The following is a 14,002-nucleotide window of genomic DNA, read 5'->3' as shown; positions in this document are numbered from 1 at the left end:
AGGAAACCCTGAGGCCGGGGATGTCAACATATCTGGCGTTGACTTTTGGCACGCTGTTGAGTTCTCAAGGAACGGACGCTTCCTTCGGACCGCCTTCCAGCGGACCCTCCGGGCTTCGTTCTTTCGTGTTTCCAGCTTATCAGATGTTTTCCACTCCGTTTCCGGGGCTTCGTTCATCCAACTCGCCGGTGTCTTCCGGGGTTTGACGCCCTGTCCGACGTTTCAAACTCTAGCCGATCCCCGCTCCGAAAAGCGAATCCGACCGCAACCCGATAAAACGAGCACGCCGAATAAGCACCAGGTCACAGCGCCGAAAAGCGCAAACGACCGGCACGAACCGGAAGTGGTGTTTCAGAGGATTGGCCGCTCCGGGACCGTCCGCGCAGACGCGTGTCCGGTGCTCCCTGCCGAGCGACTAGGAAACACTACCCCTGTCCGGCGTCGGAGGCAAACCCGTCCCGGAGACGGTGCGGGTGCAGAGCGCCCGGCCCGGCTTCACGTACTCGCCGTTGGGGTGGTCGTTGCCGGTGACCCAGTGGCGGGCGGTGGCCTCGTCACGGCCGCCGTCGCGATGCCGCCGGAGCAGGCGCTCCTCGCGGACCTCGTCCTCGGCGTGGACGTACCAGAGCTCGTGCAGCAGGCGGCGGGCGTCGGGCCAAGGGGTTTCGGCGGAGGCGAGGTAGTTGCCCTCGGTGATGACGAGCCGGGTCCGCGGGCGGACCACGTGGCGGGCGGCGACCGGCTCGTCCAGGGTGCGGTCGAAGTCCGGGACGTAGATGTCCTGGAACCGGTCGCCGGCGATCCGGCGCAGCAGGGCGACGTAGCCGTGGGCGTCGAAGGTCGCCGGGGCGCCCTTGCGGTGGGTCAGGCCGAGGCGGTCGAGCTGGGCGCCGGAGAGGTGGAAGCCGTCGAGCGGGACGTAGGCGGCGGTGCCGGGGCCTTCGGCCCGCTCGACCTCGGCGACCAGGTGGCGGGCCAGGGTGGACTTGCCGGCGCCGGGCGGGCCGGCAAGTCCGAGGATCGTACGGGCGTTGCTGCCCGGGCCTCGGAGGAAGCCGAGGGCAAGGGCGGTGAGGCGGTCCTCGTTCATGGCCGCACCCTACTCAGCGCGCGCCTCCTGTTCAGTGCGCCTCTTTGCTCAGTGAACCTCTTCGCTCGGCGGTCGGCTTTGCTCAGCGGTCGGCGAGGGCGGGCAGGTCCAGGGTGAGGGTGCCGGCGTCGGCGTCAAGCAGGGCGGGCACGCCGAGCGGGACGGTGAGGGTGGAGGGGCAGTGGCCGAAGCCCAGTTCCCAGAGCACGGGGACGCCGAGCCCGCCGAGCCGGTCGAGCATCACGTCCCGGACCCGCTGGGGCCGTCCGCAGCCCTCCCAGGAGCCGAGGGCCAGGCCGGCCACGCCGTCGAGGGCTCCGGAGCGCAGGAGCTGGGTCAGCAGCCGGTCGAGTTGGTAGGGGTGCTCGTTCACGTCTTCGAGCAGCAGGACGGCGCCCTCGTACGAGGGACGGGCGGCGGGCGTGCCGCGCTCGGCGGTGAGGACGTGGAGGCAGCCGCCGGCCGTGACGCCGCGGGCGCGGCCGGGGACGAGCGGGGCGGCGGTGGGCGAGGTGAGGACGGTGACGGCGGCGGGGTCGAAGAGGGTGCGGCGCAGGTGCTCGGCGGTCGGGCCGTCGGAGACGAAGGAGGCGCCGGCGGCCAGCGGTCCGTACAGGGTGGCGAGGCCGAGCCGCCGGGCGAAGGCCTCGTGCAGGGAGCTGACGTCGCTGAAGCCGATGAAGGGCTTGGGGGCGGCGGCGCGCATCGCGGTCCAGTCGAGCAGGTCGACGATGCGGTGCACGCCGTACCCGCCGCGGGCGCAGATGACGGCGTCGACGGCGGGGTCGAGCCAGGCGGTCTGGAGGTCGGCGGCGCGGTCGGCGTCGGTGCCGGCCAGGTAGCCGAGGGTGGGGTGGGTGTCGAGGACGTGCGGGGCGACGGTCACGCGGAGCCCCCAGGAGCGGAGGATCGCGCACCCGGCGGTGAGACGTTCGGCGTCGACGGGACCGCTGGGGGCGACGACGGCGACGTGGTCGCCGGGGCGCAGGTGCGGCGGGCGGGTCAGCCCCTGGCCGGGTGTGGTCGGGTGCTGGTCCATGGGCCGGGCCACCTTTCGGACGCGGAAGCGGGGTTCGGGCGGTCGCGCCGTGGCCGCGACCGCCCGGTGACGATATGCCCCGTGCCGACCGGCCGATGTCCGCCGGCCGGCGTGAGGGCTCTTCAGATCGCCGCCCCCATCACCTCCCGCACCTCGGCGAGGGTGGCGTCGGCGACGGCGTTGGCCCGCTCGGCGCCGTCGCGCAGGACCTGCCGCAGGTGGCCCCGGTCGGCGGCGAGTTCGGCGCGGCGGGCGCGCAGCGGGCGGAGGAACTCGTTGACGGACTCCGTGACGGTGCGCTTGAGCGCGGCGGCGCCGCCGTCGCCGATCTCCTCGGCGACGGCCTCGGGGGCCCGGTCCTGGCAGAGGGCGGCGAGCAGGACGAGGCTGGAGACCTCGGGCCGGTCGACCGGGTCGTAGCCGATCCGGCGGTCGGCGTCGGTCCTGGCGCCGCGGATGATCCGGGCGGTCTCGTCCTCGGTGGCGCCGAGGGCGACGGCGTTGCCCCGGCTCTTGCTCATCTTTCCGCCGTCGGTGCCGAGCAGCATCGGGGCTTCGGAGAGCAGGGCCTGCGGGCGGGGGAAGACGGCGCTGCCGTCGGCGTGCGGGTAGCGCTCGTTGAAGCGGCGGGCGACGGTGCGGGCGACTTCGAGATGGGGCAGCTGGTCCTGGCCGACCGGGACCAGGTCGGCCTTGCAGAAGAGGATGTCGGCGGCCTGGTGGACGGGGTAGGTGAACATCAGCCCGCTGACGGCGGACTGCCGGGAGTGGGTGATCTCGTCCTTGACGGTGGGGTTGCGGCCCAGCTCGGCGACGCTGACCAGGCTGAGGAAGGGGAGCAGCAGCTGGTTGAGGGCGGGGACGGCGCTGTGCGGGAAGATCGTCGCCCGCTCGGGGTCGAGGCCGGCGGCGAGGTAGTCGAGGACGAGGTTCTCGGTGTGCTCGGCGAGCCGGTCGGCGAGGTCGCGGTCGGTGATGACCTGGTAGTCGGCGACCACGACGAACATCTCGACGCCCTGGTCCTGGAGCCGGACCCGGTTGCGCAGGGTGCCGAAGTAGTGGCCGAGGTGGAGCGGTCCGGTGGGGCGGTCCCCGGTGAGGACGCGGTGGGCTGCCGGGTCGTCGGACAGGACGGACGCGGCGGCGACGGCGGTGGCCGCGGCAGCGGCGGGACCGGCAGTGGTGGGGACGGTGGCGGTGGGGACGGTGGCGGTGGCGGTGGTCAAGGTGTCTCTCCTCGGTACGGCGGTGGTGGCGGCCGTCCGGGGCGAGGGGCCCGTCCTACGGAAAACGCAGCAGGGCCGTCCATCCCGGACGGCCCTGCTCAGGCGAGTGGTGTGGCCGTCCTAGGACGGCCACCAGCACAGGCCGATGAAGCGCTTCATGCGCCCCACGGTAGCGGCAGTCAGTCCTCCACGACCAGTGCCGGGGTGTCCTTGTGCAGCGTCTCGCCGCGGAAGAACTCCGGCCGGATGAAGCCGTACCAGGTCATCAGGCCCGCGCCGAGCAGCAGGATGCCGACGCCGATCACGAAGACCGAGCCGATGCCGAAGACCGAACCGCTGCCGTAGTCGGGGGCCCAGGCGTCGGTGAGGGTCTGGAGGAAGACCGCGGTGAGCAGCACGCCGCCGACGAACGGGGCGACGCCCTTGAGCAGCAGCGCGCGGACACCGGTGCCCAGCGAACGGCGGAAGTACCAGACGCAGGCGAAGGCGGTCAGTGCGTAGTAGAAGCAGATCATCAGACCGAGCGCCAGGATGGTGTCCTGGACGACGTTCTCGCTGATCAGGCTCATCCCGACGTAGAAGACCGCGGTGGCGATGCCCGCCGCGACGGTGGCGTAGCCGGGGGTGCGGAAGCGCGGGTGGACGGCGCCGAAGCGCGGCGGCACGGCGCGGTAGGCGCTCATCGCGAGCAGGGTGCGGGCCACCGGGATGAAGGTGGTCTGCAGGCTGGCGGCGGCGCTGGCGACGACGGCCAGGAAGAGCAGGATGCTCCACGGCGAGCCGAGCACCGGACGGGCCAGCGCGGAGAAGACGTTGTCGGCGGTGGCCGGGTTGCCGAGGCCGTTGCCGGTGCTGCCGACGCCCGCGAACATCTGGGAGGCGATCGCGACCAGCAGGTACGAGCCGACCAGGGTGACCATGGAGATCATCGCGGCGCGACCGGGGGTCTTGGCGCTGCCCTGGGTCTCCTCGTTCATGGTCAGGCAGGTGTCCCAGCCCCAGTACATGAAGATCGACAGCGACAGCCCGGCGGTGAACGCGCTGAACGAGCTGACGTCGAGCGGGTTGAGCCAGGAGAAGGAGAAGCCGATCGAGTCGGGCAGGTCGCCCGAGGCGGCCTTCCCGATGGCGATGACGGAGAAGAGCAGCAGCACGGCCAGCTGGAGGCCGACCAGGCTGTACTGGAACCACTTGGTCGCGGTCATCCCCCGGTAGCTCATCGCGGTGGCGCCGGCGATCAGCAGGACCACGGTGAGCAGGTGGACGGCCTTGTTCTGGTCGAGTTCGGTGACCCAGCTGCTGCCGGTCATCTCCCCGAGCATCAGGTACAGGAAGTCGGTCGCGACCCCGGCCAGGTTGGAGAGCACGATGATGGTCGCCACCGTCAGGCCCCACCCGGCCATCCAGCCGACCCGGGGACCGAAGGCCCGGACGCCCCAGGTGAAGGACGTGCCGCAGTCCGGGAAGTCCTTGTTCAGCTCCTTGTACGCGAACGCGACGAGCAGCATCGGCAGGAAGCCGGCCAGGAACACCGCCGGCATCTGCACCCCGACCGCGGTGACGGTCGGGCCGAGTGTGGCGGTCAGGCAGTAGACCGGGGCGACCGTCGAGACGCCCAGCACCACACTGCTCAGCAGGCCGACGGAACCGCCCCGTAGACCCTTGTCCCCCGCTCCCCCAGCGGTCCCCTGATCGACGGGGACCCCACCACTGATGCCACTGACCGGGGCACCCTGCGGAGCGCCGGGCGCCATTGCCCGGCCGCTGCTCGTGTGCTCTGAGAGCTGCTGATCAAACACCAGCGCACCCTAGAGGCGGGCATGGAAGGTTGAGTAGACCAACCCTTGGTGATCTAAACCACTTGCTTCGATTCGTTCTCGTGACGGCTGTTCGGGTGGATGTATTTACGGCTTGTTAACCCATGTACCTTTGTTTCAAAGGAGTTGGGCCAAGAAAATTTCTCCCTTTTGCCAAGGTTCGACCAGGTTTGCCCCCCGGCCCGGACAGGCCGCTCCCCCCACCGCTCCCCGAGTCGGATAGGTTTGCCTAACCTAATTTCGATCGTGAAAGGAGCGTCGCGTGCCCCCCACCTCCGACGACCCGGTCCTCTCCCCCCGCACCTCCGGCCGTCGCCGGTTCCTCACCGCCGGGATCGCCGGCGGGGCGGTGCTCGGCCTCGGCGGACTGCTCACCGCCTGCGGCTCCGGCGGATCCGGTGGATCGGGCGGCAGTAGCGGTTCGACCCCGGCCGGCGGCGGCTCCTCCCCGAACCAGAAGTCGGTCAAGCAGGGCGGGGACGACTACGCCGCCGTGATCGAGAAGATGAAGGGCTTCGGCACCGACGCCGCCCCCGGCGTCTACCCGCGCACCCTCAGGCACGCGATGGGCGAGACGGTGCTCCCGGCCAGGCCCACCCGGGTCGTGGTGCTGGACACCGGCGAGCTCGACAACGTCGTCGCCCTCGGCATCCAGCCGGTCGGCATCGTGTACACCGACGGCTCCAAGTCCCTGCCGTCCTACCTCAAGGACAAGGCCGGCAGCCCCGCCGCCGTCGGCACCATCAACAGCCTCAACCTGGAGGCCATCGCCGCGCTCAAGCCGGACCTGATCCTCGGCAGCCAGCTGCGCGCCCAGGACCAGTACGCGCAGCTCTCCAAGATCGCGCCGACCGTCTTCTCGCTGCGCCCCGGCTACCCGTGGAAGCAGAACTTCCTGCTCAACGCGAGCGCCTTCGGCCTGGAGGCCGAGGCCAAGACCCAGCTCGACGCGTACCAGGCGGCCGCCGCGGCGATCGGCGCGAAGCTCGGCGACAAGCGGCCCACCATCACCCCGCTGCGCTTCATGCCGGGCCGCACCCGGCTCTACGCGGAGCTCTCCTTCATCGGCACCATCCTCACCGACGTGCCGCTGCCGCAGCCCGCGATCGAGCAGGTCAAGGAGCTCGCGGTGGAGGTCAGCCCGGAGCAGATCGACAAGGCCGACGCCGACTGGATCTTCTACGGCGTGTACGGCAGCCCCAGCTCGACCAACCAGGACGCGGTGCTCGGCGGCGCGCTCTGGAAGACGCTCGGTGCGGTCAAGTCCGGTCAGGCCCGGCCGGTTTCGGACGAGACCTGGTTCCTCGGGCTCGGCGTCATGGCGGCGAACGTGGTGCTCAACGACCTCAAGGGCTTTGTCGCACCCGGTAGTTGAGCCAGGCAGGTGAATCCGCCGGGTGAGTCCGTCGGGTGAGCCCGGGTGTGAGCCCGGAGTGAACCCGGCCAGCCGGGCCTGGTCGGCGTCGGCGGGCGGAACGGGGCGGCGTTCCGGTCGTACGGCAACAGTGCCCGCCCGGCGCCGTCTTGGGCGATCCCCGGGTGGGCCCGCGACGGTCCCCGGGTGATTCCGTGGTGGTATCGCGGCGGTGTCGCGGTGGTATCGCGCACACCACCGGGTTGGACGCTTGGAGCTGATCGCGTGGTGCGGGAGGATCGTCGGGACCGTTTCCCGAAGGGCCCGCAGATGACCTCGCTCCACCCCTCCGCAACCGACCCGTCCCTGCCCGGCCCGCCCCGGGACAGCGCCGGATCCTCGCCCCCGCCCGCCCCGACCGGCTCGCCCGGCTCGGCCGTGCCGATGTGCTCGATCGCGACCGCCACCGAGCCCGGTGCGGCCGCGCCCGGCAGCCCGGAGGCGACGGCCCGCCCCGACTCGGTGCCGCAGCCGCGCAGCCGGTACGACGCGGAGGCGCCGCCCGTCCTGCCCGCGGCCGCTCCGGAGGCCGGTGGCGGACCGGCGGACGGCGACCGGACGGACGGCGACCCGCATGACGATGATCCGACCACGGCACGGCTGCGGGCGGCGTTCGCCGAGCGGCTGCGGGCCGCGCACTTCCAGGGCCGCTCCGTCGCCGAGCTGGCGGCCGCGTGCCGCCGACCGGTCGCGGAGGTGCGGGCCCTGCTCGGCCTCGACGCGGAGGCCGAGGACGGGTTCGTCCGGTTCGGGCCCGCCACCGCAACGGCGGAGGGCGGCCCGTCCGTCCCGGCGCAGCGCCCGGCGCACGAGGGGCCGCGGATCCTGGGATCCCGGCGGCCGTCACCCTCCCGGCGCCTGCGCCGGATGCACCCGCAGGCCTCCCGGACAGGGCAGGAGGCGACCGCACGGGAGACGGCCGCGTCCGGCCCGACCGGGCCGGGCCTGCCGGGGGCTACCGGACGGGTGGGCGAACCCGCCGATGCGGCGGAAGTGGCGGCGCGGACGCCGTCGTTCGGGGCCGGGGCCGGCATCGGGGATGGGGCCGGCGCTGTCGCCCCTTCTGCTGTCGACACCGGTGCCGTCGGGTCCGCCGCAGCGGTCTCGTGGGCCGAACCGCCGCTCGGCATCCTGATCGGCGGCAGCCCCGGGCCCGCCGAGGCCCTCGGCCGACCGGAGGAGCGCGCACCGGTCCGCGTGGCGGCCCAGCCGATCCGGGTCGGCCGCGGCACCTGCCTGGTGGTACTGCCCTCCTGGCGGCCCGCCATCGCCGTCTCGGTGCCGACCGAGCAGCTGCTGTCCGCCACCGGGCTCGACCTCGAGCAGCTGGCCGGCGCCCAGCTGACGGTGCTGATGAACCCCGCCGCACTGCACGACCGGGAGCTGGAGCTGCACGGCTGGGAACCCGGTCCGGCCGGGCGGCCCCGGCGCGGCGGGCGCACCTGACCGCTCCGCCGGGCCCGTTCGGCGACTGGCCGAGCGGGCCTGGCGGGCTTGGCCGGCCTGGTGGGTCTGGTGGGCCGAGCAGGTCTGGCGGACTCGGCGGACTCGGCGGGCCTAGCGGGTGGCCGGGGCGTTCGGGATGTACCCGAGGTCGACGGGCACCGGCGGCCGCCCGTCCACGGCCCAGCCCGTACGGACCGCGTCCAGCAGTTCCGGCAGCGCCGGCGGCCAGAGCGCGTCGGCGTTCTCGTCGGCGAGGTCGGCCGGGGTCCACCAGCGCCAGTCCAGGATCCGGTCGACGGCGTGCACCGCGCTGACGTCGCCGACCGGACCGCGGTGCGGGCCGCCGGTGAGGTAGATGTGCTCGTGCTGGCGGACCGGGGTGCCGTGCCAGGTGAAGTCGTGCTCCCAGGTGCAGAGCAGCGGGCCGGGTTCGAGGTCGCTCCAGCCCGTCTCCTCCCACAGCTCGCGCCGGGCGCCGTCCCACGGGGTCTCGCCCGGTTCCAGGCCGCCTCCCGGCATGGTCCAGTGCACGCCGACCTCGTCGTTGTCCGAACGGAGCAGGAAGACCGATCCGTTCCCGTCCAGGACCACCGTGCGGGCGGCCTGCCTCGGCCTGCGTTTGCGGGGGCGCAGCAGATTTCGCATCGGGTCACTCTCCCAGCGACCGTCCGGGGCCGTCGAGCGGTTTCGGCACTCCGGTCGGGTGCACGAGCCGGCCGGTCCGTCGTGGCGGGCGCCGGGCCCACCGGTCCGCCGTACCCTGACGGCCATGCCCGCACCCGCGATCATCTTCCCCGCCGATCCGCTCAACCCGCGCCGGCCCGACCCGCACTTCGCCTGGGAGGCCAGGACCCTGCGGGAGTTGGGCGGCGAGCTGCACCTGGTCGACCACGACGGGCTGCTCGCCGGGCGGGCCGAGGAGGCCGTGCTGCGGGTGCCGCGGGACAGCGGCCCGCTCTGGTACCGGGGTTGGATGCTGCCCTCCGCCCGGTACGCCGACTTCGCCGCCGCGCTCACCGCCCGCGGCGGCACCCTGCTGACCAGCGCGCCCGGGTACGCGGCCGCCCATGAACTGCCCGGCTGGTACGGCGTGTTCGAGGGCGCGACCCCGGCCAGCGCGTGGATCCCGTCCGAGGGACCGGTGGCGCCCGGGCCGGCGGAGCTGGCGGAGGCCGCGGCCCGGCTCGGCGGGCGCGGGCCGGCGATCGTCAAGGACTACGTGAAGTCGCGCAAGCACGAGTGGTACGAGGCCTGCTACGTGCCCGAGTTGGCCGACCTGGCGGCCGTCGGCCGGGTGGTCGGACGGTTCGTCGAACTGCAGGGCGAGTTCCTGGCGGGCGGCGTGGTGCTGCGGCGGTACGAGGAGTTCGAGGGCGCGGACCTCCCGGCGGCGGGACCGGTCGGCGTGAACGGTGCGAGCCGTACGGGCGGTGCTGCCTGTACGGCTGGTGCGGCCGGGCCGGAGCGGGCGGACGGCGGCGCGCCGGGGAGCGGCGAGGGTGCCGTGGAGGCCCGGGTGTGGTGGCTGGACGGCCGGCCCGTCCTGGTCGGGCCGCACCCGGACGCCCCGCGCCGGGCCGTCGAGCCCGACCTCACCGACGTCCCGGCGCTGGTCCGCCGGCTCGGCTGCCGCTTCGTGACCACCGACCTCGCCAGCCGGGCGGACGGCTCCGGCTGGCGGGTGGTCGAGGTCGGGGACGGGCAGGTGAGCGACCTGCCGCGCGGGATCGACGCCTCGGAGCTGCTGGCCGCGCTGATCACCGCCTGACTGCCTGACGGTCCGCGCGGGAGGGACCGTCAGGCGGCTCGGAGTGTTCGGGCTCCGGGTTCGGGGCCACGCGTGCGGGGCTCCGGGTGCGGGGCCGCCCTATCCGGCGGCGACGGCCTCGGCCGCCGGGTGGCCGTCGGCGATGAACGCCTGCCAGAGCCGGCTGTAGGTGCCGCCCCGGGCGAGCAGTTCGGTGTGCGTGCCGTCCTCGACCACCCGGCCGTGGTCCAGCACGACCACCCGGTCGGCGCGCTCGGCGGTGGTCAGGCGGTGGGCGATGACCAGGGTGGTCCGGCCGCCGCTGAGCCGGTCCGCGGCCTGGTTGACGGCCGCCTCGGTGGCCAGGTCGAGCGCCGCCGTGGCCTCGTCGAGCAGCAGGATGTCCGGGTCGACCAGTTCGGCCCGGGCCAGCGCGATCAGCTGGCGCTGGCCCGCCGAGAGGTTGCGCCCGCGGCCGGCCACCTCGTGGTCGTAGCCGTCCGAGAGCCGGACGATCATGTCGTGCGCGCCGACCGCCCGGGCCGCCGCCTCCACCTCGGCCGCCGAGGCGCCCGGCCGGCCGTAGGCGATCGCCTCGCGGACCGTGCCCGCGAAGAGGTACGCCTCCTGCGGCACCACGCCCAGGCGGTGGCGGTACTGCGCCAGGTCGTAGCGGGTGAGGTCGACCCCGTCCACCCGGACGGTGCCCTCCGTCGCGTCGTAGAACCGGGCGACCAGCTTCACCAGCGTCGACTTGCCGGCGCCGGTCTCGCCGACCAGCGCCACCGTCTGCCCGGCCGGGATGTGCAGGTCCACGCCGCTCAGCACGGTCGGGGCGCCGTCCGCGCCGCCGTTGTAGGCGAAGCCGACCCCCTCGAAGGAGATCTCGCCGCGCAGGCCCCCGGCCACCGGGACCGGGTCGGCCGCCTCGGCGGTGGCGGTCGGGGTGCGCAGCAGCTCGCGGATGCGGCCGAGGCCCACCGAGGCCTGCTGGTACCCGTCGAACACCTGGGACAGCTGGTTGACCGGCGCGAAGAACAGGTCGATGTAGAGCAGGTACGCGACCAGCGCACCGACCGTCAGCGTCCCGGCGTCGACCCGGGCAGCGCCGACGATCAGCACCAGCGCGGCGGCCACGCTGGAGAGGAACTGGACGAACGGGAAGTACAGCGAGATGTAGAGCTGGGCCCGGACCCGGGCCTCGCGGTAGGCGATGCCGCGGGCCACGAAGCGGTCGGTGTTGGTGTCCAGGCGGCGGAAGGCCTGGACGATCCGCATGCCGGCCACGTTCTCCTGGAGGTCGGCGTTGACGGTGCTGATCAGGTCGCGGGAGCGCTCGTACTGGTCCTTGGACTTCTTGCGGAACACCAGGGTGGCGATCACCAGCAGCGGCAGGACCGCGAAGACCACCAGGGCCAGGCCGGCGTCGATGATCAGCAGGGCGGCGAAGATCCCGGCGAAGGTCAGCAGGCTGACCACGGCGGTGACCATGCCGGTCTGGAGGAAGGAGGTCAGCGAGTCCAGGTCGGTGGTCATCCGGGTCATGATCCGGCCGGTCAGCTCGCGCTCGTAGTAGTCCAGGCCGAGCCGGTTGAGGTGGGCGAAGATCTTGAGCCGGAGCGTGTAGAGGACCCGCTCGCCGGTACGGCCGCTGACCCGGTTCTCGGCGCTCTGCACCACCCAGTCCAGCAGGACCACGACGAGAGCGGCGAGCGAGGCCACCGCGACGCCGGACATCAGGCCCTTGCGGACGCCTTCGTCGATGCCGTGCCGGATCAGCACCGGCAGCACCAGCCCGGCCGCCGCGTCCAGGGCGACCAGCAGGAGGGCGATGAGCAGCGGGGTGCGGAAGGGGCGCAGCAGGCGGCTCAGGCTGAAGTCGGGGTCACCGGCCTCGGCCTCGGCGCGGGGGACGGCCGGGACGTCGGAGGCGGGCGGGAGGGCCGCGACCTTGTCCAGCAGGTCGGGGTCGGCGGTGCGGGCGGCCTTGGCCAGGGCGGGGGTGGGGAGGACGGGGGCGGCCGGGGTCGCCGGGGTTCCGGGGGTTGCGCTGGTTGCGGCGGTTGCGCTGGCTCCGCCGGCTACGGGGGTTCCGGGTGCCTCTGCGGACGCCGGTTCGTCGGACGCCGGTTCGGGAGCGGACTGCCGGTCGGCGTGACCGGCCTCGGGATCGGTGATCAGGGCCCGGTACTGGGGACATCGGGCTTCGAGTTCCTCGTGCGTTCCGAGGTCCAGCAGCCGGCCGCGCTCCAGCACGGCGATCCGGTCGGCGAGTTGGAGGGTCGAGCGGCGGTGGGCGATCAGCAGCGTGGTGCGGCCGGTCATCACCGAGCGCAGCGCGTCGTGGATCTCCGCCTCGATCTGCGGGTCGACCGCCGAGGTGGCGTCGTCCAGCAGCAGGATCCGGGGGTCGGTGAGGATCGCCCGGGCCAGCGCGATGCGCTGGCGCTGGCCGCCGGAGAGCGTCAGGCCCTGCTCGCCGACCTTGGTGTCGTAGCCGTCCGGCAGCGCGCGGACGAACTCGTCGGCCTGGGCGGCGCGGGCGGCGGCGACCACCTGCTCGTCCGTCGCGTCCGGGCGGCCGTAGGCGATGTTGGTGCGGACCGTCTCGGAGAAGAGGAAGCTCTCCTCGGGGACGATGCCGACCGTCGCGCGGACCGAGTCCAGGGTGAGGTCGCGCAGGTCGTGGCCGTACAGGCGGACGGTGCCGGCGGCCGGGTCGTAGAAACGGGGCACCAGCTGGGCCACCGTCGACTTGCCGGAGCCGGAGGCGCCGACCAGGGCGAGGGTCTCGCCGGGGGCCAGCTTCAGGCTGAGGCCGTGCAGGACGGGGGCGGGGTGCTCGGGGTCGTAGCGGAACTCGACCCGGTCGAACTCCAGGGCGATGTCGGGGGTCCGCGGGCCGACGAGCGCTCCTCCCGGAGTGCTCTGCGGCGCGCTCTCCGGGCTCTCGCCGTGCGCGAGGTCCAGGGTGCGGGCGTCCGGGCGCTCCTGGACCAGCGGGCGCTCGTCGATCAGCTGCAGGACGCGCTCCACCCCGGCCCGGGCCTGCTGGCCGACGGTGATGACCATGGTCAGCATCCGCACCGGGCCGGTCATCTGGGCGACGTACGTGGAGAAGGCGACGAAGGTCCCGAGGGTGACCCTGCCGTCGACGGCCAGCCAGCCGCCGAAGGCCAGGACGCCGACCTGGGCGAGCGCCGGGATCGCCTGCATCGCCGGGTTGTAGCGGGCGTTGAGCCGGATCGACCGGAGCCGGGCCGCGAAGAGGTTGCGGGAGGCCGTCTCCAGCTTGTCGAGCTCCTGGGCCTCCTGGCCGAAGCCCTTGACGACGCGGACGCCGCCGATCGCGCCGTCCACCACGCCCGCGACGGCCGCCGCCTCCTGCTGGGCGGCCCAGGTGGCGGGGAAGAGGCGCTTGCGGCTGAACGCCGAGACCCACCACAGCGCGGGGGCCATGACCACGGTGATCAGGGTGAGCGGCGGGGACAGCCAGACCATCACGACCAGCGACATGACGAACATCAGCAGGTAGCCGGTCATCATCGGCAGCATCGAGAGCAGGCCGTTGACCAGTTGGAGGTCGGAGGTCGCGCGCCCCACCACCTGCCCGGTGTCCAACCGGTCCTGGCGGTGGCCGTCCAGCCGTCCGAGCGAGCGGAACAGGTCGCTGCGCATCTCGTGCTGGACGTCCACCGCGAGCTGGCCGCCGTAGTAGCGGCGGACCTGGGTGCAGCCGAAGACCACGAGGGCCGCGAGCAGCAGCACCACCGCCCAGGGGGCCAGCGAACGGGTGCGGGCGACGATGACGTCGTCGATGATCAGCTTGGTGACCAGCGGCACCAGCGCGGTGACGGCCATGCCGAGGAGCGAGGCTCCGAAGGCGAAGAGCAGGCTGCGGCGGGACCGCCAGCTGTAGCCGACCAGGCGGCTGAGCCAGCCGGCCGACTCGGCGGCGCTCTCGGGGGCGGGCTCAGAAGCCTCGGCGCTCTTGGCGGCGGGCCGGACGTTGTCGGGGGCGGGCTCGGCGTCTTCGGCGGCCGGTCCGGTGTTCCCGACGGCGGCCTGCGGGCTGTCGACGGGGGCCTCCGGGGTCGTGCCGGGGGCCGGGGGGCCGCTCGGGGATTGCTCCACCGTGGATCCGTGAGTCTCAGGCATATTTAGGGATGCTAACCATTTCGTCGGGTGGTCGCCACGGCGTTTTCCGCCCCGGGCGGGTTCGG

General features: G+C 73.3%; 9 protein-coding genes. 3 read left to right on the top strand and 6 right to left on the bottom strand.

Features of this window, described 5'->3' with window-relative positions:
* Window positions 1-415: 415 nt before the first annotated feature.
* From ACFVXH_RS26135 to ACFVXH_RS26120, 4 genes are all read right to left on the bottom strand, one after another.
* Complete coding sequence (locus ACFVXH_RS26135) at window positions 416-1,090, bottom strand: nucleoside/nucleotide kinase family protein (protein WP_074005128.1); 675 nt, start codon at window positions 1,088-1,090, stop codon at window positions 416-418.
* An 82-nt stretch (window positions 1,091-1,172) separates the two neighbouring features.
* Complete coding sequence (locus ACFVXH_RS26130) at window positions 1,173-2,129, bottom strand: LD-carboxypeptidase (RefSeq protein WP_049657995.1); 957 nt, start codon at window positions 2,127-2,129, stop codon at window positions 1,173-1,175.
* 122 nt (window positions 2,130-2,251) lie between these two features.
* Window positions 2,252-3,259 carry a tryptophan--tRNA ligase gene (gene trpS, locus ACFVXH_RS26125; RefSeq protein WP_234348619.1) on the bottom strand — a complete coding sequence of 336 codons (1,008 nt, stop codon included), beginning with the start codon at window positions 3,257-3,259 and terminating at the stop codon, window positions 2,252-2,254.
* 275 nt (window positions 3,260-3,534) lie between these two features.
* Window positions 3,535-5,109: an APC family permease gene (locus ACFVXH_RS26120; RefSeq protein ID WP_387827609.1), complete on the bottom strand. Its 1,575-nt coding sequence runs from the start codon at window positions 5,107-5,109 to the stop codon at window positions 3,535-3,537.
* A 325-nt stretch (window positions 5,110-5,434) separates the two neighbouring features.
* Between ACFVXH_RS26120 and ACFVXH_RS26115 the strand changes: the two genes are divergently transcribed.
* Complete coding sequence (locus ACFVXH_RS26115; protein WP_387827578.1) at window positions 5,435-6,547, top strand: ABC transporter substrate-binding protein; 1,113 nt, start codon at window positions 5,435-5,437, stop codon at window positions 6,545-6,547.
* 309 nt (window positions 6,548-6,856) lie between these two features.
* The gene (locus ACFVXH_RS26110) at window positions 6,857-8,032 is read left to right on the top strand and encodes a hypothetical protein (protein WP_387827575.1); all 1,176 of its coding nucleotides are present in this window, start codon (window positions 6,857-6,859) and stop codon (window positions 8,030-8,032) included.
* Window positions 8,033-8,143: 111 nt separating this feature from the next.
* On the opposite strand, the gene ACFVXH_RS26105 is transcribed toward ACFVXH_RS26110, so the two are convergent.
* Window positions 8,144-8,677 carry an NUDIX hydrolase gene (locus ACFVXH_RS26105; protein WP_049660777.1) on the bottom strand — a complete coding sequence of 178 codons (534 nt, stop codon included), beginning with the start codon at window positions 8,675-8,677 and terminating at the stop codon, window positions 8,144-8,146.
* Between the two features lie 124 nt (window positions 8,678-8,801).
* On the opposite strand from ACFVXH_RS26105, the gene ACFVXH_RS26100 reads away from it, so the two are divergent.
* Window positions 8,802-9,800: an ATP-grasp domain-containing protein gene (locus ACFVXH_RS26100; RefSeq protein ID WP_387827572.1), complete on the top strand. Its 999-nt coding sequence runs from the start codon at window positions 8,802-8,804 to the stop codon at window positions 9,798-9,800.
* Window positions 9,801-9,899: 99 nt separating this feature from the next.
* On the opposite strand, the gene ACFVXH_RS26095 is transcribed toward ACFVXH_RS26100, so the two are convergent.
* Entirely contained in the window at window positions 9,900-13,937 is a 4,038-nt protein-coding gene (locus ACFVXH_RS26095; RefSeq protein WP_387827569.1) for an ABC transporter transmembrane domain-containing protein, read from the bottom strand.
* Window positions 13,938-14,002: the final 65 nt, after the last annotated feature.

Origin of the sequence: Kitasatospora sp. NPDC058184 (genome assembly GCF_042883725.1) — a bacterium.
GTDB lineage: Bacteria > Actinomycetota > Actinomycetes > Streptomycetales > Streptomycetaceae > Kitasatospora.
Note: the sequence above shows the minus strand (reverse complement) of the source record. Positions and strands in the feature narration are given on the sequence as shown.

Coding starts and splice junctions, on each gene's coding strand:
- ACFVXH_RS26135 (WP_074005128.1), bottom strand. CDS start 1,090: ATGAACGAGGACCGCCTCACCGCCCTTGCCCTCGGCTTCCTCCGAGGC.
- ACFVXH_RS26130 (WP_049657995.1), bottom strand. CDS start 2,129: ATGGACCAGCACCCGACCACACCCGGCCAGGGGCTGACCCGCCCGCCG.
- ACFVXH_RS26120 (WP_387827609.1), bottom strand. CDS start 5,109: ATGGCGCCCGGCGCTCCGCAGGGTGCCCCGGTCAGTGGCATCAGTGGT.
- ACFVXH_RS26110 (WP_387827575.1), top strand. CDS start 6,857: ATGACCTCGCTCCACCCCTCCGCAACCGACCCGTCCCTGCCCGGCCCG.
- ACFVXH_RS26105 (WP_049660777.1), bottom strand. CDS start 8,677: ATGCGAAATCTGCTGCGCCCCCGCAAACGCAGGCCGAGGCAGGCCGCC.
- ACFVXH_RS26100 (WP_387827572.1), top strand. CDS start 8,802: ATGCCCGCACCCGCGATCATCTTCCCCGCCGATCCGCTCAACCCGCGC.
- ACFVXH_RS26095 (WP_387827569.1), bottom strand. CDS start 13,937: ATGCCTGAGACTCACGGATCCACGGTGGAGCAATCCCCGAGCGGCCCC.